Below are 16,667 nucleotides of genomic sequence, written 5' to 3' on the forward strand. Positions count from 1 at the left end.
TCGGCATCGCAGCCGCTCCGGCGCATGTCACTCATTCTGACGTATCGGCCCTCCGCCTTCGCCGGCGGCCGCACTTCGTCTTCGTTTTCATTCCGGCTCGTTCTTGCGATTCTCATGGCTGCTCATTTTTGCTGCCGGGAACCCCTCGATACGTGCCGCATCGAGGAAGGTTCTGCATGAACCGCACAGCCCGCACGAACGACCGCTACTCCCGCAGGGGCAACGCCGGCTCCGGCAGGAGCGGCGGCTTCCGTACGCAGTCACAGGGACGCCAGGGCGCTCCGGGCCGCTCGGCCGCCCCCAGCCGCTCCGGAAGCTACGGGCGCCGCCCCGCGGCGCGCCAGGGAGAGTTCGCCCTGCCCGTCACCATCACCCCGGCGCTGCCCGCTGTCGAGGCCTTCGAGGACCTGGAGATGCCCGCACCCCTGCTGGCGGCGCTCCGCTCCGAGGGCGTGACCGTGCCGTTCCCGATCCAGGCGGCCACCCTGCCGAACACGCTCGCCGGCCGGGACGCACTGGGCCGCGGACGCACCGGCTCCGGCAAGACCCTCGCCTTCGGCCTGGCGCTGCTGGCGCGGACCGAGGGCAAGCGCGCCGAGCCCCGGCAGCCGCTGGCCCTGGTCCTCGTTCCGACCCGCGAGCTGGCTCAGCAGGTCACCGACGCGCTCACCCCGTACGCCAGGTCGCTGAAGCTGCGCATGGCCACCGTGGTCGGCGGTATGTCGATCGGCCGCCAGGCCGGCGCGCTGCGCGGCGGTGCCGAGGTCGTCGTGGCGACCCCCGGCCGACTCAAGGACCTCATCGAGCGCGGCGACTGCCGCCTGGACCGCGTCGGCATCACCGTGCTGGACGAGGCCGACCAGATGGCCGACATGGGCTTCATGCCGCAGGTCACCGAGCTGCTCGACCAGGTACGCCCCGAGGGCCAGCGGATGCTCTTCTCCGCCACCCTTGACCGCAACGTCGACCTGCTGGTCCGCCGCTACCTGCACGACCCGGTGGTCCACTCCGTCGACCCGTCGGCAGGCGCGGTCACCACCATGGAGCACCACGTACTGCACGTCCACGGCGCCGACAAGCACGCGACCACCACCGAGATCGCGGCCCGCGACGGGCGGGTGATCATGTTTCTGGACACCAAGCACGCCGTGGACCAGCTCACCAAGCACCTGCTGAACAGCGGCGTACGGGCCGCGGCCCTGCACGGCGGCAAGTCCCAGCCCCAGCGCAACCGCACCCTCGCCCAGTTCAAGACGGGCCACGTCACGGCGCTGGTGGCCACCAATGTCGCGGCCCGCGGCATCCACGTCGACAACCTCGACCTCGTCGTCAACGTCGATCCCCCCAGCGACCACAAGGACTACCTTCACCGCGGCGGCCGCACCGCCCGCGCCGGCGAGTCCGGCAGCGTCGTCACGCTGGTCCTTCCCAATCAGCGCCGCGAGATGACCCGCCTGATGGCCGACGCCGGCATCACCCCGCAGGTCGCCCAGGTGCGCTCCGGCGAGGCCGAACTGAGCCGCATCACCGGAGCCCAGGCGCCCTCGGGTGTTCCCGTCACCATCACCGCACCGGTGCCGGAGCGCGCGAAGGGCGGCTCCTCGTCCTCCCGCGGCAAGCGCAGCCGCCCCTCCCAGGCCCGCCGCTCCCGCGCCGCGTCCCAGGGGCGGGCAGGCACCTCGCAGCGCCAGTCCTCGTTCAAGAGCGCCGTATGACACCGCACGCCGGCAGTCACGCCCGGCCGGTCGACCCGCAGAACACGAAAGGTGTCCTTTGACGCTGATTCTCACGCAGCCACGGCAGACGGACCGCATCGGGCTGACTGCCGCCGACGCCATGACCGCACCCGGACCGCAGGTCGGCGACGACATGATCGTCGACGTCGCCCTCTCCGTCCTCATCGGCGCCGGCGTGGGGCACCTGATCATCCGCGGTGAGGACGACCGCTGTGCCGGTCTTGTCTCACGCGCCCAGCTCACCGCGTACCGCGGCGGCTCGTGGTACACCGAGGACACTCGGTTGCGGGACATCGTCCACGACCGGGGACCGTTCACCCTGTCCGAGACCTCGCTGCCCGAGGCGGAATACGCCATGCGGGCCCGATCCCTCGGCTCCTCGCCCGTGGTCGACGAAGAGGGGTACATCCTCGGCGTCCTCGCTCTCAGAAACTGATCTCCCCCTGGTCGGCATCCGTGTCCGCCCTTCCCTCCAACCCTGTTGAGGCACTATGCGCTGCGTCATCGCCCGCTTCCCCTTCGACCTGGTCAAGAGTGACGTGCAGCAATCGATGAAGGGCATCAAGCCCGAACCCGTCACGGGTGAGTCAGTGACCATCGGCCGCCGCGTCTTCCCCGTCAAGCAGGTCGGCGAGGTGATCACCGGTCAGGACCGCCGTGACTTCACCGCCGGCGAAGTGACCAGGGCCCTCACCAAGCTCGGCTTCACCTGCCATGCCACCCCGGCACCCGTCGTTCCGCCCGTCCTCAGCCCACTCGAATCGGCGTCCGTGCAGCTCGGCACAGCGGCGCACATCTGACCGACAGCGGGACGGGCGCGAACCCGGACCGGACAGCATCGAGGACCCCGACCGGCAAACCGGTCGGGGTCCTCTTGCGTGTGTCCGCGACCAGGTCGCCCGGCCCCGGTGTCATGCGCCGCGCGGCCCGGAATCCACCGCTCCTCAGGTCGGCTCCGAGCCGATCCCGAGCGTGCACCTGGACGATCGCGCTGACCGCCCGCTCGCTGCGCCCGTCCATGTATCAAGGGGGAAGAGCCATGTCCGACGCCGTCGTGACGCACGGTTTCACCGATGCGGCCGAACTGCGCCGCACCAACCGCGCCACCGTCGAGAAGTACATGCACACCACAGGCCCCGACCGGCTGCGCCGGCACGAGCTGTTCACCGCCGACGGCAGCGGCGGCCTGTGGACCACCGACAACGGGGAGCCGATCGTCATCAGCGGCCGGGACCGGCTGGCCGAGCATGCCGTCTGGTCGCTGGCCTGTTTCCCGGACTGGGTGTGGTACAACATCGAGATTTTCGAGACGCAGGACCCGAACCGTTTCTGGGTCGAGTGCGAAGGTCGCGGAAAGATCCTCTTCCCGGGCTATCCGGACGGCTATTACCACAACCGCTTCCTGCATTCCTTCCTGCTCGACAACGGAAAGATCAGGCAGAACCGCGAGTTCATGAACCCCTGCGAGCAACTGCGCGCGCTCGGCATCCCAGTGCCCCGGATCAAGCGCGAAGGACTTCCCACCTGAAGGCCGGCCGGGAACGAGGGGCGATGTGATGGAAGACCTGCTGAGCGAGACCCGGTTCGACAACGCACTGCACCAGCCGCAGTGGAGCGACCCCGTACAAGTACGGCGGCTGCGCCATGCCCTCGCCGCCCGCCCCGCACTGGTACGGCCCCAGGACCTGCGTACCCTTTCCGGTCTGCTGGCCCAGGTCGCGGACGGACAGTGCGTGGTCGTGCAGTGCGGCGACTGCTCCGAGGACCCCGGCGAGTGCACGCCCGCCCACGTCAGCCGCAAGATCGCCGTACTGGAACTGCTCGCCGGAACACTGCGTATGGCCACTGCCCGGCCGGTACTGCGCGTCGGCCGGATCGCCGGACAGTTCGCCAAGCCGCGTACGCACCGGACCGAGCAGGTAGGCGACCTCGAACTCCCCTCCTACCAGGGTCACATGGTCAACGGGCCACAGCCGACGCCGGACAGCCGCAGGCCCGACCCCCTGCGCATCCTCACCGGCTACATGGCCGCGAGCGACATCATGACCCACCTGGGCTGGGCAGCGCCCCCCGGCAGCACCCGTATCGACGCCCCCGTCTGGACCAGCCACGAAGCACTGCTCCTCGACTACGAAGTGCCCATGCTCCGCCGGGACGAAGCGGGCCGGCTGTATCTCGGCTCCACGCACTGGCCATGGATCGGCGAGCGCACCCGTCAGGTGGACGGCGCCCATGTCGCCCTCCTCGCCGCCATCGCCAACCCGGTCGCCTGCAAGGTCGGCCCCACCGTCCGCCCGGGCGAGCTCCTCGCCCTGTGCGAACGCCTCGACCCCGAGCGACAGCCCGGCCGCCTCACCCTCATCGCCCGGATGGGCGCCGACACCGTGACCGATCGTCTGCCCGGCCTCGTCGCAGCGGTCCTAGCCGCCGGCCACCCCGTCAGCTGGCTGACCGACCCGCTGCACGGCAATACCGTGCAGACGGCCAACGGCACCAAGACCCGCGTCGTCCAGCACGCGATCCGCGAGGTCATCGCGTTCCGGCAGGCGGTCCGGGCCGGAGGGGGCATCGCCGGGGGACTGCACCTGGAGACGACTCCGGACGATGTCCTGGAGTGCGTCGGCGACGAGAGGGACCTGTCCATGACCGGCGGGCGCCACTCCACGAGCCTGTGCGACCCCCGCCTCAACGTCGACCAGGCCCTGTCCGTCGTCTCCGCCTTCTCCCCCGGCGGCTCCCACGCGGACGAGGACCCGGCATGAGGACACCCGTGACCGGCATGGCGCCCACCGAGCCCTACCTCATGGCAGCCGCGGCCGAGCCGCCCGCCAACACCGCCCGCTGGAGCGTCGATCCCGACCGTGCCGCACTGCTCGTCCACGACATGCAGCGCTACTTCCTCGCACCACTCCCCCACCCACTGCGCAGCGAACTCGTCCACAACACCGCACTCCTGCGCGCACACTGCAGGGCTCGCGGCATCCCCACCGCCTACACCGCCCAGCCCGGCAGCATGAACGACCAACAGCGGGGCCTGCTGAGGGACTTCTGGGGTCCCGGCATGCGCACCGCACCCACCGAGCAGAGCGTGACCGGCGAACTGGCGCCCACCGCCCGCGACATGGTGTTCACCAAATGGCGCTACAGCGCATTCCACCGCTCCCGGCTGCTGGAGTGGATGCGCCGACTGGGCCGCGACCAGCTGGTCCTGTGCGGGGTGTACGCCCACATCGGCGTCCTCATGACCGCAGCCGACGCGTTCAGCCACGACATCCAGACCTTTCTGGTCTCCGACGCCGTCGCCGACTTCTCCCTCGAAGACCACCGCATGGCGCTCCGCTACGCCGCCCGGTGCTGCGCCATGGTCATCACCACCAAGGAGGCCCTGGCATGACAACCCTGCTGGACCGGATTCTCCGTGATCAGCCACCCGCCTACGCCATCCTCCACCGCCCCCACACCACGGGCCCCGGCCAACTGGACATCCTCACGGGCAGCGTGACGCACCCCGCGACGCTCGCCCGGATCCCGCTCCCGCGCACAGCCACACCCGGCCGCCACGAAACACTCGTGCTCATCCCCTACCGGCAGATCACCGAACGCGGATTCGCCTGCCACGACGACCACTCCCCGCTGATCTCGATGACGGTGACCGGGCAGCAGACCATGCCGCTCGGCGCAGCGCTCGCCCGGCTGCCGCGTGTGGCGACCTCGCTGTCGGGCGGACGCTTCGACAGCGACGACGCCACGTACGCACAGACCGTCAAGCAGGTGATCGCTGACGAGATCGGCACGGGCGCCGGGGCGAACTTCGTCATCCAGCGGTCCTTCGTGGCCGACATCACCGACTACGGGCCGGACAGCGCCCTGGCCTTCTTCCGGCGACTGCTGGAGAGCGAGGGAGGTGCGTACTGGACCTTTGTCGTCCACACCGGCGCACGCACCTTCGTCGGGGCATCGCCGGAGCGGCACATCAGCGTACGAGGCGCGACGGCGGTGATGAACCCGATCAGCGGCACCTACCGCTACCCGGCCGCAGGCCCCAGCCTGACCGGCGTCATGGACTTCCTCGCCGACCCCAAGGAGAGCGACGAACTGTGCATGGTGGTCGACGAAGAACTCAAGATGATGGCCCGGATCTGTGAGCCGGGCACCCGCGTCACCGGCCCGTATCTCAAGGAAATGGCGCGGCTCGCACACACCGAGTACTACATCGAGGGGCGCACCACCCGCGATGTGCGCAGCATCCTGCGTGAGACGCTGCTCGCGCCGACCGTGACCGGCAGCCCGCTGGAGAGCGCCTGCCGCGTCATCGCCCGGCACGAGCAGCAGGGCCGCGGCTACTACAGCGGAATCGCCGCCCTCATCGGCCGCGACGAGCAGGGGGGCCGCACCCTGGACTCGGCGATCCTCATCCGCACCGCCGACATCAGCCCGGCCGGGCGGGTGCGGATCGGGGCCGGCTCGACCCTCGTACGCCACTCCGACCCGGGTGCGGAGGCGGCCGAGACGCGGGCAAAGGCGGCCGGGCTGATCGCCGCGCTGGAATCCGGACCCACCGCACCTCGTGAAACCGGCGAAGTCTCCCGCTTTGCCGCGCATCCCAGCGTCCGGGCCGCGCTGGAGCGCCGTAACGACACCCTCGCATCGTTCTGGCTGCGGCCGGACATGCCGCGGGAGGGGTCGCCGCCCGACCTGACCGGACGCAGCGTGCTGGTCATCGACATGGAGGACACCTTCACCTCCATGATCGCCCATCAACTCCGGTCCCTCGGGCTGGTGGTAACCGTCCGCCGGTTCGACCAGGAACACACCTTCGACGGCTACGACCTGGTGGTGCTGGGACCCGGACCCGGCGACCCCGGCGAGCGGGGCCACCCCCGCATGGACGCCCTGCGCTCGGCAGTGGACACGCTGCTGGCGCGGCGGCGGCCGTTCCTCGCCGTCTGTCTGAGCCACCAGGTCCTCAGTCTGCGGCTCGGCTTCCGCCTGGAGCGCCGCGATCATCCCAACCAGGGCGCGCAACAGGAGATCGACTTCTTCGGCGACCGGGTCCGGGCCGGCTTCTACAACACGTACGCCGCACACAGTCGCAACTACACCGAACACATCGACGGTGTCGGCAGGGTGGACGTCTCCCGCGACCGGGCGAGCGGCGAGGTCCACGCGCTGCGCGGCCCTCACTTCACGTCAATGCAGTTCCACCCCGAATCCGTACTGACTCAGCACGGAGTCCGCCTCGTCGCACAGGCCGTACGCCGGGCGATGCGCCCGACCCTCGTACCCACCGGCACCACCGAGCGCCCGGCCGCCGTGCCCGCCTGACCCGGAAGCCGCTGCTGCCAGCAGTGATTGGAGATATCGGATGCACCCCTACGTCGTCGTGGACGTCTTCGCCCGAGAACGCCTGCTCGGCAACCCCGTGGCGGTCTTCTTCGACAGCGACGACCTCAGCCCGGAGCTCATGCAGCGCATCGCCCGCGAAATGAACCTCTCCGAGACCACCTTCGTCCTGCGCCCGCGTCAGGGCGGTGACGCGCGGATCCGTATCTTCACGCCGGTCAACGAGCTGCCGTTCGCCGGGCATCCGCTGCTGGGCACCGCCCTCGCACTGGCCCGCCGCATCCCGGGCGACCGCCTCCGGCTGGAGACCGCCGTCAGCGTCATCCCCTTCGAACTGGAACGCAAGGACGGTCGGGTGGTCACCGCCCGGATGCAACAGCCGCTGCCCACCTGGGAACCGTTCGACCGGACCGGGGAACTTCTCGACGCGCTGGGTGTGCCCGCCTCGACGCTGCCCGTGGAGATCTACCACAACGGGCCCCGGCACGTGTTCGTCGGCCTGGACAGCGTGAGCGCACTGTCCGCGCTGAATCCCGACCACCGCGCGCTGGCCGCCTTCGAGGACATGGCGACCAACTGCTTCGCCGGCCACGGCGCGCACTGGCGCAGCCGGATGTTCTCGCCCGCCTACGGAGTGACCGAGGACGCTGCCACCGGCTCGGCCGCGGGCCCGCTGGTCGTCCACCTCCTGCGGCACGGTGCTCTCACCCGCGGCCGCTGCATCGAGATCATGCAGGGCGTCGAGATGGGCCGCCCCTCCCGCATGCTCGCCCGCGCCGAAGGAATCGGAACCCACATCGAGTCGGTCGAGGTCGGCGGCGACGGCGTGATCACAGCCCAGGGGACTCTCCATGTCTGACCTGCCCATGAACGCGCGCCCCGGCACCCGGTCCGAATCCCTTACGGCGACCATCGACATCGCTTTCCCCGAGTACGCGGCGCCGCCGCCCGACCCGATCGCTCTGCTGCACAGCTGGCTTGATGACGCGCACGCTCACGGTGTACGTGAACCGAGAGCTCTGGCTCTGGCCACCGCCGACACCCAGCGCCGCACGTCCCTGCGCACCGTGGTCGTCAATCGGATTACCGAGTGCGGCCTGGTCTTCACCACCCACCGAACCAGCCGCAAGGCTCGCGAACTACGGGCGAACCCCTGGGCCTCCGGCCTGCTCTACTGGCGCGAGACCAGTCGGCAGGTCAGCCTCGGCGGCCCGGTGCGAGAGCTGTCCGACGCCGATACCGAAGCCCTGTGGGCCAAGAGGCCGGTCTTCACCCACGCGATGACAACCGCATCCCGTCAGAGCGAGCCCCTGGACGACGTGCCCGCCCTGCGCGCCCGCGCCCACACCCTCGCCCAGGCGGGACCGCAGCCGCGCCCGCTGACCTATGTCGCCCTCGAACTGGTCCCGCACGCCATCGAGTTCTGGGCGAACGGCACCGACCGGCTGCACGAAAGACTCCGCTACGACCGCACACCGAACGGCTGGACCGCCACCCGCCTGCAGCCCTGACGGACATCGCCGCCCGGCTCAGTGACCCGCGAGGAGCTTCACGCCCACGACCCCTACGCCGATCGCGGTGTCCAGCAGGCCTGAGACAAGTGCGCTCAGCGGCCCGTTGCCCATCCGGAGGCCGGTTCGCCAGCCCCACAGGAAGAGGGTCGCCACTTCCACCCCGGCACTGATCAGCAGCGCGGTGCCCAGATCCATCGCGCCCAGCGCCGACACACCGATCAGCACCAGTGGCCCCACCGCGCTCAGCAGCAACGGGGCGGAGACATACAAAGTCGTCCGGATCTCCGCCCGGCTCGCGCCGCGCTTGGTCACGGCACGGTGCGCCTGCTCGTCGGCGACCAGCGTTGCCAGCCAGACCCCGAGAGCCGTCCCGGCCACGGTGAGCGCCGCCTCCTCGGGGTCGTGCGTGTCTGCCTCCGCGAGAGTCACCACCACCGCGGCCACGGTGATGGTCGCGTAGATCCGTTCCTTGAGCCGTGCGGCCGCGGTGTCGCCGGCACGGGCGGCGGTGGCGGCGATGCTCGGCTCGACGGCGCCGCCCCCCGGTTCCGGGTCGGGTGTCGTCATGCCAGTACGGAACCGGGCGCGCCGACCACAGTGTCGGCCAGGATCGGGGTCATGCGTGCGCCCTTCCGCCGTGAGTCAACGTGCCCGAAATACGGGCATTTTCAGTGACAAACGGTAGCCGAAGTGGCACAGCGCAGCTGCATCACTCGACCGGCCAGGTATGCGCAGGCGCGTTGAGGTGCATGTATTCCATGTACTGCCGTGTCATCCGCCGCAGCGCCTCATGGTGGCTGACATGGGCGGTGGCATCGATGTGGTGGAACATCTCCTTCTGCCAGACCGCGCCGTTGCGGCCGGTGACGCACCGCTGCTCGATGATCCCCAGCAGCGGCTCGCGCCACGCCGCGTCCATTCCCGACTGCTCCAGCCCACGGTGCGCCAGCGGCAGGAGGCGTCTCAGTACGAGTTCCGACGCGGGCACCTCGCCCATCCCGGGCCAGTACAGCCGCGCGTCGATCCCGTTGCGGGCCGCGGCGTGCAGATTGTCCTCGGCCGCCGAGAACGACATGCGCGACCAGACCGGCCGTTCCTCGTCGACCAGGGCGCGCGTGAGCCCGTAGTAGAAGGCGCCGTTGGCGAGGACGTCGGCGACCGTGGGGCCGGCGGGGAGCACGCGGTTCTCCACCCGCAGGTGCGGCTTGTCGTGGGCCACGGCGTAGACCGGGCGGTTCCAGCGGTAGATCGTGCCGTTGTGCAGCGTGAGTTCGGCCAGTTCAGGAGTGTCGCCGCCGTCCAGGGTGTCCTTCGGGTCCTGCTCGTCGCACAGGGGCAGCAGCGCGGGGAAGTAGCGCACGTTCTCCTCGAAGAGATCGAAGACGCTGTTGATCCAGCGCTCTCCGAACCACACCCTCGGTCGCACCCCCTGCACCTTGATCTCTTCCGAGCGGGTGTCGGTGGCCTGCTCGAAGAGCGGGATGCGCGTCTCGTGCCAGAGCTCCTTGCCGAACAGGAACGGCGAGTTCGCGGCCAGGGCCACCTGGACCCCCGCGATCGCCTGTGCCGCATTCCAGTAGGCCGCGAACTCGTCCGGCGAGACCTGCAGGTGAAACTGGGTACTGGTGCACGCCGCCTCCGGCGTGATGGTGTCCGCGTACGTCCGCAGCCGGTCGACGCCGTCCACTTCGATCCTCAGATCCTCACCGCGGGCCGCGAACACCTGCTCGTTCAGCAGCCGGTAGCGCGGGTTCTCCGACAGCGCCGCCTCACTCACGTCCGGCTGGCGCAGCGTAGGCAGGACTCCCACCATGATCAGATGCGCGCCGACCTCCGCGGCCCGGCCCTCGGCGTGATTGAGCGCGTCCCGGATCTCCTGCTCCCACGCGTCGGGACCACCGGCCGTCAGACGCCGCGGCGGAATGTTGATCTCCAGGTTGAATCTGCCCAGCTCGGTCGCCCAGGCGGGATCCGCGATCGCCTCCAGCACGTCGGTGTTGCGCATGGTGGGCTCGCCGGTCGCGTCCACCAGGTTGAGTTCGATCTCCAGACCCACCTGGGGCCGCTCGGACTCGAATCGCGACTCACGCAGCATCTGCGCGAACGCGTCGAGGCATTCCTGCATCTTGATCCGGTACCGGCGGCGGTCGTCACGGGTGAATACCAGCGCCGGGACATCTCGTCCCATCGGCCCTCCCGAGTCCCCTCGGCAGACACCCCACTCATAGGGTCCCACTCCCCCGCCACCCGGACCAGCCAAGAGGTCCGCGTTCCGGCGTGCACTCGCTCGTAGGCTCGGCACGTGAGTCACAGCGAAGAGCGCGCCGAGGGCGCCGGACCGTTCACCACGCGTGTCACCTGGCGCTTCGCCGGGGGCGGCACCGCGGTCTGGGAATCACGCGCGGCCCGCAAACGCGGGTTGCTCACGGTCCGGCCCGAGGGAGCCGAGGCCGTCACGCAGTACGCGGACGAGCAAGCCCTCCACCGGCTTCGCGTCCTCAACGCGGTGGCCGCGGTGTCGTTCACGATCGGTGGAGCGCTGTTCGTCCTCGGCGCCGCACTCGCCCAGTTCGGGTCCGGCGATCAGACGCAGAGCGCCACGGTCTACCTCGTCGGGGGCGTGTTCTTCACCGCCGGCGCGTACGCCTCCCTGCTCCAGACGGTCAACGCCCCGAGGCGCCGCAGCGAGGCCGGCACCCTGGTCACGCATCGGTGGCGGTGGTGGAGCTACGAGCCGCTGCAGATCGACTGGCTGAGCACGTTCGTCCTGCTCGCGGGCACGCTGGTGTTCGGCGTCAACCTTCTGGACTCCTTCTTCAAGGGGCTGTCCTCCCAGCAGGTGAACCGGCTGATCTGGACGCCGGATCTCATCGGATGCCTGCTGTTCCTCATCTCCGGGCACCTCGCCCTCGTCGAGGTCAGCCACGGCCCTCCCCGCCTGCGCGTACGGAACCTCGGCTGGTGGATCGTCGCCGTCAACCAGTTCGGCTCGGTGCTGTTCCTGGTCGCGGCACTGGCCGACTTCACCAACCCGACCACCGGGGATGTGATCAACGCCGCCGTCGCCAATTGGGGGACCATCACCGGCGCCGCGTGTTTCTCGGTCGGCGGCGTACTGCAGCTCTTCGAGCGCCCCTAGGGTCGCGTCCGGCGGCGCGGCAGGATGCCGTACGTGTCAGGCGTGGTCATGATGAAAGGGCCTGGCCAGCGGGCGCGCCGGGCAGGAAGGTGCCGCGATGGAGCTGTTCCCGCCGATGCCGCTCAGCCAGTGGCAGGACACCAAAGAGACGCTGCACCGATTCGAGCAGATCGTCGGCAAGATCCGCCTCGCCGCGAGTCCCCGGCGCAACCACTGGTGGAACGTTCCCTTCCATCTCACCGGTCGCGGCATCACCACACGTCCGATGAGAGACGTCGACGGCACTTCGGTCTTCACGGTCGACTTCGACTTCGTCGACCACCGACTCGTCGTCTCGACGCTGGACGGCAGAGCGAGGTCGTTCCCGCTCGCGGGCCAGTCCGTCGCGTCCTTCCACGACAACACACTCGATGCTCTGGCCGCCCTGGGCCTCGGGGTGAGAATCAGCCTTCCCAGGCCCTACGGGCTGCCCGATGCAGGCCGGCCGTTCGCCGAGGACACCGAGCACGCGGCCTACGATCCCGTACTGGCCAACGGCTACTGGCGGCTCCTCAGCCAGGTGGCCGTCGTACTGGAGGAATTCGCTGCCGGCTTCGCGGGAAAGGCCAGCCCCGTCCACCATTTCTGGCACTCGCTCGACATCGCCCACACCCGGTTCTCGGGGCGGCACACCGGCCAGCCGCCGGAAGTCGATCCGGTGACGCGAGAGGCGTACTCGCGGGAGTTGATCAGCTTCGGATTCTGGTTCGGTGACGAGTTGTTTCCCGAGCCGGCGTTCTACTCCTACACGGCGCCCGAGCCCGCGGGACTGACTGAGGAGCCCCTCGAACCCGCGTCGGCGTACTGGGCACCGCGCTACAAGACCCACCTGGCCGTGCTGCCCTACGACGCGGCACGCGCCGAGAGCGATCCTCGTGCCGCCGTCCTCGCCTTCTACGAGAGCGCGTACCAGGGCGGTGCCCGGCGCGCGGGCTGGGACGTCGGCCAGTTCGCCGCTCCGGGCGGCATCACGGACCCGCTACTGCCCCTCCCGCCCGGACTCTGAACCCGCCGGGGCTCACGGCCGCAGGCCCGCCGTGGACCCGGCAGCGGCGCGCTTCGCCGTGCCGGGTCCGCCGGGCGTCAGCCGCACCTGCGGCCGCTGTTGATGCAGCTCACCGCCTTCTTCATCAGCGACGCGGACATCACGTTGATGAAGTCACCGTGGTCTGTACCGGGCTTGTGCAACTGCTCGGGGAAGCTGTCGACGGCGAAGACCGAGCCGGGCGCGATCTTGTAGGTGATCCGCTGGACCAGCTGGGGTATGGCCCTGAATCCCTTGGGACACGTGCCGTTGGGGCGGGCGAAGGCCACATGCGTGCGGTGGTTCGCACTGTCGGTGTTGCTGCCGTCCCAGCAGCTCTGGAAGTTGAAGGTACGCACCACATTGCTGCCCTGCGGACAGATCGGGTACTTCTCCTTCAGCTGCCGGTTCTCGAAGCCGGTGCAGCTCCAGGACGCGTTGGCGTTGGCCGTTCCGTTGGTGAACGCCTTGGCGTCGCCGGTGATGATGCGCAGGAACGTGGGCATCGCCGTCACCTTGCTGACGGGGCTGCCGCGGAAGGTGAGTTGTACGGAAGCGGGCTGGAGAATGCGTCCGACGTTGCCGTCCTGTCCTCCGCCGGGGAGGTTCGCGTCGCTCTCGACTTTTCCGTTGCGCAGTCGCAGGACCGGCCAGTAGTGAGTGGAGCGGTCGCCGTTGGTGCAGGTCGTCCCGGCGGCGGCGAGGTCGTCGTTGGTGGCGAAGGCGTCGGTCTCGAGATTGCCGACGTAGTCGTGCATGTGGTGGGCGCCGTTGCTCACGCCGGGGGCCACGATCACGTTGTCGGGGTTGAAGTGCTTGTTCTCGTTGCGCCCGCAGCGGGACTTGAACGTGCCGCGCGAGGCGTTGGCCTGGAGGCGCGGTGCCGCGACATTCGGTCGCACTCTGCGGATGTCCACGAAGTCCGACCTGCGGGGGCCGGTCTGCGCCTTGTCGCCGTTGGCGGGGGCGGAAGCGCTCGGAGCGGGGGCGTTCGGAGCCGCGGAGCCGGACGCGGGTGCGGCGGCGGGGGCCACGTCGTCCTTCTTGACGGTGCAGGAGGCCATCGATTCCAGACCCGCAGGCCGGTTCGAGACGCGGTCGATCTCGGTGGCGATACGGTCCAGGGTGCCGCGGCGCTGGGACGAGAGCGGGTCCAGCACGCGCGTGCGCACCCAGTTCCGGTCGGTTTGTGTGCCGCCCGCGGCGAGTTGCTCGTAGGCATCCGCGACCTGAGTGTCCAGCTGCGCCAGTTGATTGTCCACGGCCGGCCGTGCCTGCTCCGGAACGTTCGACAAACGGACCGCGACGTCAGGGCAGTTGATGGTCACCGGTGCCTGGGCGGCCTGTCCGCCCCAGGAGTCACGCGCGGCCGAGGCGTTGTTGTCGGTCATCAGCATCGCCCCGCCCCCGACGGCCAGAGCCGCCACTCCGGCAACAGTGATGCCGATCCATCTGGACCGCTTGTGTCTCTGCCTGTACCTCACTGGTCCGCCCCTCTGTGGTCGTCGCGCCGGGACGTCGTGCCCTCGGCCGAGCCGGACCGTGCCCTCAACCGCTCGGGCGGAGGGCACAGCACGACGCACAGGGATACGGAGACGGGGACTGTTCTGCTCAGTACGAACCGAGATTCTTTGATTCGGGTCAGGAGTACGGCTCCGGCGGGGCGGTGGCGCGGGCCTGAAGTACGCCGGCGGGCGCTCTCACTGCTCCCGCATGCCCCAGGGCGAGCCGTACTCGGTCAGCAGGTCCAGGAAAGGCCGGGCCGGGAGCGCCTCGGGGCCGAGGACACCGCTGCCGGTCCAGGTGCCCGCGGCGATCAGTTCCAGGGCCACGACCGGGTTGATCGCGGTCTGCCATACGACGGCCTGGCAGCCGTATTCACGCATGGACCACTGGTTGTCGACCACGTGGTACAGGTAGACCTCGCGCGGACGGCCGTCCTTGGTTCCCTTCACCCAGGTGCCCGCGCAGGTCTTGCCGTGCATGCGCTCCCCGAGGCTTGCCGGGTCGGGCAGGCAGGCGGCGACCACGTCGCGCGGGGAGACGAGGACCGTACCCGACCCGTCCGCCGCGGCCACCGGCACCGGATCGGTGCGGTCCAGGCCCAGCAGATGCAGCGTCTGGAGCGTACGGATGAACTCCTCTCCGAGGCCGTACTTGAAGGTCACGCGTCCCGCGTCCACCCAGCGCGGCACCAGAAGCACCTCCTCGTGCTCGACGTTGACGCACTCGACGGGTCCGATCCCTTCGGGGAAGTCGAAGACCTCGGGTTCGCTGAAGGGCGGGGTGGTGAACCAGCCGCGGCCCGCCTCGTAGACGACGGGTGCGTTGAGGCATTCCTCGATGGTGGTCCAGATGCTGAACGAGGGTGCGAAGTCGTAGCCGTCGACCGTGAGGTTCGCCCCGTCGCGGATGCCGATCTCCTCGATCTCGTCGAAGAGTTCGTCGGCGGCGTGCCGCGCGAAGACGTCGGACAGGCCGGGTTCGACGCCGATGCCGACGAGGGCGAGCGATCCGGCCTCCTCCCAGTCCCCGGCCCGCTCGAACTGAGCGTCTCCGAGCTTGACTCCGCACTGCTCGTACGGGCGCTCCGGGTGCGGGCGCGACAGCGACATCGCCATGTCCAGGTAGTGCGCTCCGGCGGCCAGGGCCGCCTGGAACAGCGGCATCACGAAGCGTGGGTCGGTCGCGTTGAGCAGCACGTCGCATCGCTGCTCCTTCAGCAGAGCGGTGACGGCCCCCTCGTCGCTCGCGTCGATCCGTACGGCGCGGAAGCGGCCGTCCGGTTCCAGGGCCGCGACGGCGGCCTGGGCGCGGGAGAGGTCGTAGTCGGCGACGACCATGTGGTCGAAGAAGGATCGGCGGGCCGCGATCCGGGTGATGGCGGTACCGACGCCGCCGGCTCCCACGAGCAGAACACGCATGACAGAACTCCGTTTCCAAGACACAGCGGGCATAGCGGATACAGCAGGCATAACGGTCAGACGCTGCTCCGGTCGCGGCGCCCGACGTCATCGATCCAACGCTCGCGCCCCTTTTCACGTCAATGGCGTTGGCATAAGCTCGCCGGGTCCGGACGGTCACCGTGGAAGGAGCGTGCTGTGGCCAAGCCCGTCGTGCCGGAAGAGGCCCGGCGACGCCGTCGTCCCACCAAGAACGGGGCGGTGCTCTCCGAGCAGCTGATCATTGAGACCGCCCTGCGCATGCTGCGGGAGCACGGCAGCGAGGGCTTGACCGTGCGCCGCCTGGGCACCGCCCTGGGCGCGGACCCGAGCACCCTGTACCGGTACTTCAGCGGCATCGACGACCTGACGCTCGCCATCGGGGACGTGCTCGTCGGGCGGGCCGTGGCGGGCTGGAAGAGCACCGGTGACTGGCGGGCCGACCTGCGGGAACTGGGGCTGCGCATCCACGCCGCGTACCTCGGGCACCCGCAGGCGGCCGTTCTCACCGCGAGCCGGGTGTCCGGCAGGGCGCACGAGGTCGCGGCCGACGAGACGATCCTGGGGGTGCTTCGTACGGCGGGCTTCGCGGACGCCGACGCCGTCCGGATCTATCAGGCGTTCATCGACCAGACTCTGGCCTTCGCCGCGCTGGACGCGGCCTCACTCGCGCTGCCTGCCGCGGCGCGCGAGGCGGACGAGGAGGTCTGGCAGGCCACCTATGCCCGGCTGCCCGCGACGACGCATCCCCACATCGCGGCCACGGCGCACCTGCTCGTCGCCCGCATGAACCACAGCGCGTATCCCACCGCCTTGGACATGCTGCTGGACAGCGCATCCGCCCGGCTCGGCTCCACGGCCCGGACAACGAAGCCGCCCCGGTCGGCATGAGTGCCGACCGGGGCGGAACAGGTGCGGACGGAGGCTCCC

General features: G+C 69.8%; 16 protein-coding genes. 12 read left to right on the plus strand and 4 right to left on the minus strand.

The genetic code is table 11. From position 1 onward, the window contains the following. Nucleotides 1-176 precede the first annotated feature (176 nt). From OG741_RS03915 to phzG, 9 genes are all read left to right on the plus strand, one after another. Nucleotides 177-1,715: a DEAD/DEAH box helicase gene (locus OG741_RS03915; protein ID WP_405595165.1), complete on the plus strand. Its 1,539-nt coding sequence runs from the start codon at nt 177-179 to the stop codon at nt 1,713-1,715. Nucleotides 1,716-1,773: 58 nt separating this feature from the next. Continuing rightward, the gene (locus tag OG741_RS03920; RefSeq protein ID WP_266485221.1) at nt 1,774-2,172 is read left to right on the plus strand and encodes a CBS domain-containing protein; all 399 of its coding nucleotides are present in this window, start codon (nt 1,774-1,776) and stop codon (nt 2,170-2,172) included. Nucleotides 2,173-2,227: 55 nt separating this feature from the next. Further along, nucleotides 2,228-2,536: an SCO5918 family protein gene (locus tag OG741_RS03925; RefSeq protein ID WP_361906706.1), complete on the plus strand. Its 309-nt coding sequence runs from the start codon at nt 2,228-2,230 to the stop codon at nt 2,534-2,536. A gap of 239 nt (nt 2,537-2,775) precedes the next feature. Continuing rightward, entirely contained in the window at nt 2,776-3,264 is a 489-nt protein-coding gene (locus OG741_RS03930) for a PhzA/PhzB family protein (RefSeq protein WP_405595168.1), read from the plus strand. 28 nt (nt 3,265-3,292) lie between these two features. Continuing rightward, nucleotides 3,293-4,498: a 3-deoxy-7-phosphoheptulonate synthase gene (locus tag OG741_RS03935; protein WP_405595171.1), complete on the plus strand. Its 1,206-nt coding sequence runs from the start codon at nt 3,293-3,295 to the stop codon at nt 4,496-4,498. A gap of 8 nt (nt 4,499-4,506) precedes the next feature. Then, nucleotides 4,507-5,130, plus strand: a complete 624-nt coding sequence (locus tag OG741_RS03940) for an isochorismatase family protein (RefSeq protein ID WP_405605371.1) — start codon at nt 4,507-4,509, stop codon at nt 5,128-5,130. After that, on the plus strand, nt 5,127-7,061 hold the full coding sequence (locus OG741_RS03945) for an anthranilate synthase family protein (RefSeq protein ID WP_405595173.1): 1,935 nt from the start codon (nt 5,127-5,129) through the stop codon (nt 7,059-7,061). Before OG741_RS03940 ends, OG741_RS03945 begins: the two co-directional genes overlap by 4 nt. Before the next feature lie 40 nt (nt 7,062-7,101). Continuing rightward, a complete protein-coding gene (locus OG741_RS03950; protein WP_405595176.1) occupies nt 7,102-7,938 on the plus strand; it encodes a PhzF family phenazine biosynthesis protein in 837 nt (278 codons plus the stop codon). Then, nucleotides 7,931-8,590, plus strand: a complete 660-nt coding sequence (phzG, locus tag OG741_RS03955) for a phenazine biosynthesis FMN-dependent oxidase PhzG (protein WP_405595178.1) — start codon at nt 7,931-7,933, stop codon at nt 8,588-8,590. Before OG741_RS03950 ends, phzG begins: the two co-directional genes overlap by 8 nt. An 18-nt stretch (nt 8,591-8,608) precedes the next feature. Here the strand turns inward: phzG and OG741_RS03960 are convergent, their stop codons facing one another. Both OG741_RS03960 and OG741_RS03965 read right to left on the minus strand, forming a co-directional pair. Beyond that, the gene (locus OG741_RS03960; RefSeq protein ID WP_405595180.1) at nt 8,609-9,160 is read right to left on the minus strand and encodes a hypothetical protein; all 552 of its coding nucleotides are present in this window, start codon (nt 9,158-9,160) and stop codon (nt 8,609-8,611) included. A gap of 142 nt (nt 9,161-9,302) precedes the next feature. Next, a complete protein-coding gene (locus OG741_RS03965; RefSeq protein ID WP_405595182.1) occupies nt 9,303-10,781 on the minus strand; it encodes a glutamate-cysteine ligase family protein in 1,479 nt (492 codons plus the stop codon). Nucleotides 10,782-10,895: 114 nt separating this feature from the next. On the opposite strand from OG741_RS03965, the gene OG741_RS03970 reads away from it, so the two are divergent. Continuing rightward, complete coding sequence (locus tag OG741_RS03970; protein ID WP_405595184.1) at nt 10,896-11,732, plus strand: hypothetical protein; 837 nt, start codon at nt 10,896-10,898, stop codon at nt 11,730-11,732. A gap of 97 nt (nt 11,733-11,829) precedes the next feature. Further along, nucleotides 11,830-12,777 (plus strand): DUF5996 family protein, encoded by a 948-nt coding sequence (locus OG741_RS03975; RefSeq protein ID WP_405595186.1) that lies wholly within the window; start codon nt 11,830-11,832, stop codon nt 12,775-12,777. A gap of 77 nt (nt 12,778-12,854) precedes the next feature. On the opposite strand, the gene OG741_RS03980 is transcribed toward OG741_RS03975, so the two are convergent. Together OG741_RS03980 and OG741_RS03985 are read right to left on the minus strand one after the other, a co-directional pair. After that, on the minus strand, nt 12,855-14,192 hold the full coding sequence (locus OG741_RS03980; protein ID WP_405605373.1) for a DUF1996 domain-containing protein: 1,338 nt from the start codon (nt 14,190-14,192) through the stop codon (nt 12,855-12,857). A 303-nt stretch (nt 14,193-14,495) separates the two neighbouring features. After that, nucleotides 14,496-15,719, minus strand: coding sequence for a saccharopine dehydrogenase family protein (locus OG741_RS03985; RefSeq protein ID WP_405595188.1), 1,224 nt, complete (start codon nt 15,717-15,719; stop codon nt 14,496-14,498). A gap of 177 nt (nt 15,720-15,896) precedes the next feature. Between OG741_RS03985 and OG741_RS03990 the strand changes: the two genes are divergently transcribed. Beyond that, a complete protein-coding gene (locus tag OG741_RS03990) occupies nt 15,897-16,628 on the plus strand; it encodes a TetR/AcrR family transcriptional regulator (RefSeq protein ID WP_405595190.1) in 732 nt (243 codons plus the stop codon). The last annotated feature ends 39 nt before the right edge of the window (nt 16,629-16,667 follow it).

This window comes from Streptomyces sp. NBC_01410 (assembly GCF_045040195.1).
Lineage (GTDB): Bacteria > Actinomycetota > Actinomycetes > Streptomycetales > Streptomycetaceae > Streptomyces.

Excerpts from the sequence above, each read along its gene's own strand:
- OG741_RS03915 (WP_405595165.1), top strand. The coding sequence starts at position 177 with ATGAACCGCACAGCCCGCACGAACGACCGCTACTCCCGCAGGGGCAAC.
- OG741_RS03925 (WP_361906706.1), top strand. The coding sequence starts at position 2,228 with ATGCGCTGCGTCATCGCCCGCTTCCCCTTCGACCTGGTCAAGAGTGAC.
- OG741_RS03930 (WP_405595168.1), top strand. The coding sequence starts at position 2,776 with ATGTCCGACGCCGTCGTGACGCACGGTTTCACCGATGCGGCCGAACTG.
- OG741_RS03935 (WP_405595171.1), top strand. The coding sequence starts at position 3,293 with ATGGAAGACCTGCTGAGCGAGACCCGGTTCGACAACGCACTGCACCAG.
- OG741_RS03945 (WP_405595173.1), top strand. The coding sequence starts at position 5,127 with ATGACAACCCTGCTGGACCGGATTCTCCGTGATCAGCCACCCGCCTAC.
- OG741_RS03950 (WP_405595176.1), top strand. The coding sequence starts at position 7,102 with ATGCACCCCTACGTCGTCGTGGACGTCTTCGCCCGAGAACGCCTGCTC.
- phzG (WP_405595178.1), top strand. The coding sequence starts at position 7,931 with ATGTCTGACCTGCCCATGAACGCGCGCCCCGGCACCCGGTCCGAATCC.
- OG741_RS03960 (WP_405595180.1), bottom strand. The coding sequence starts at position 9,160 with ATGACGACACCCGACCCGGAACCGGGGGGCGGCGCCGTCGAGCCGAGC.
- OG741_RS03965 (WP_405595182.1), bottom strand. The coding sequence starts at position 10,781 with ATGGGACGAGATGTCCCGGCGCTGGTATTCACCCGTGACGACCGCCGC.
- OG741_RS03975 (WP_405595186.1), top strand. The coding sequence starts at position 11,830 with ATGGAGCTGTTCCCGCCGATGCCGCTCAGCCAGTGGCAGGACACCAAA.
- OG741_RS03980 (WP_405605373.1), bottom strand. The coding sequence starts at position 14,192 with ATGCTGATGACCGACAACAACGCCTCGGCCGCGCGTGACTCCTGGGGC.
- OG741_RS03985 (WP_405595188.1), bottom strand. The coding sequence starts at position 15,719 with ATGCGTGTTCTGCTCGTGGGAGCCGGCGGCGTCGGTACCGCCATCACC.